Raw genomic sequence first — 1239 nt, 5'->3', positions numbered from 1 at the left:
GCTTGCCGTAGCGATCGCGTGTAGGTGTCGCGGATAGATGTCATCTGTTTGAGTGCATCTCGTGTGTCATCGGCGGCATCGGCTTTCGCATCATCGATCAATTTCTTCAGAAAGGCCTCGGTCTTCGCGTCGGGGTGGCCATTCTGCAGATCGTGCTCCGCGGCGTCGATGATGTTGTCGAGCCCTTGCAACTCGTGTTCCAACGTGGCGATCCGGCGTGCCCCGGCTTTTTGCGCCTCAGCTAAGGCGGCGGCAATGTTCTCCAGGTCGCTACCGATTTTGGGCAACTGCTCGGACTGTGCACCAAGCGATTTGACGAGCCGCTGCACTTCAGCCGCATCGTTGATCGGGTGGTCGCCGTTCTGGTGGTTCCAGGCCGCGTCGAACCGTTGCCGGGCTTGCTCAAACGAGTGGTCCGCCTCGGCGGTGTGTCGACCAGCACCATGAAAAGCCTCCGCAAGGCTCGAAATCTGCGCGGGGCTGCCGGCCTGCAAGCTCTGGTTAATCGCCCATGGGTCACCGCCAGCTCTGGCGATGAGATCGCCAATGCTTAGCTCGATCAGTTGCATCGCACCACCCGCCAACCCGCCGTCTATGCTTCCGACCAGCTACGACGCTACCTCTAGTGGTATCCGGTCATGTCAGTTCCGGACGCAGCGCCTCACTGCTGTCGCTCCTCGCGAAGCTGGTCGATCAGGGTGGTACTCGGTGCGTGATCATTTGCCACCAAAGCCGCGCACCAAGCGCGCGACACCAACTGCAGATCGGCGTCAATCGCTTCGATATCGCGCATGTCCGAATGCTAAGCCGAGGCAGCGCTTCGCTCACTTCACCCCGGCGAACGGCGCAGATTCTTTATCTCGAAGGTGACTGATCGCTGGCGTAAGACCACCGACTTTATGCGGCCGTCAGCATCGGTTTGAGGCAGATCGTCGTCGGACCGGCCTGACGTCGCTGGGATTCGCTAGTGAGATGAAGCCGTGTCTGCGCTGCGTCGAGGCTAGTACATAGTGAATAGCGGCCAACGGCGTCCGCCCGTAATTTTCTACCCATGCGAGACCTCGCGACCATCGATGGCGAATCCGCCTGGTGACGCGAGCGCGCCTAGCGGCTCGATAACTCTGCGACGGCATTCCAGTACCACATTGATCGATCAGGCGCTCGACGAGCGAACGGCGGCAAATTGCACCGCAGCGTCGGCTTGAACCGGCGTGGAGAGGTTACCAGCGGGGTAGCGTC

The 1239-nt window shown here is 60.6% G+C and carries 1 protein-coding gene and 1 pseudogene; both read right to left on the bottom strand.

From position 1 onward, the window contains the following. Positions 1 to 569, bottom strand: a pseudogene (locus A5622_RS11350) (hypothetical protein); the annotation flags it as partial. A gap of 92 nt (positions 570 to 661) precedes the next feature. After that, positions 662 to 793 carry a hypothetical protein gene (locus A5622_RS30480; RefSeq protein WP_255361663.1) on the bottom strand — a complete coding sequence of 44 codons (132 nt, stop codon included), beginning with the start codon at positions 791 to 793 and terminating at the stop codon, positions 662 to 664. Between the last annotated feature and the right edge of the window lie 446 nt (positions 794 to 1239).

The sequence above is a fragment of the Mycobacterium sp. 1245801.1 genome (assembly GCF_001673055.1).
GTDB classification, from domain to species: Bacteria; Actinomycetota; Actinomycetes; order Mycobacteriales; family Mycobacteriaceae; genus Mycobacterium; species Mycobacterium europaeum_A.
This window is presented reverse-complemented; position numbering and strand designations above follow the sequence as displayed.

Bases quoted from the DNA above. Each gene is read 5' to 3' on its own strand.
- A5622_RS30480 (WP_255361663.1), bottom strand. From the start codon at position 793: ATGCGCGATATCGAAGCGATTGACGCCGATCTGCAGTTGGTGTCGCGC.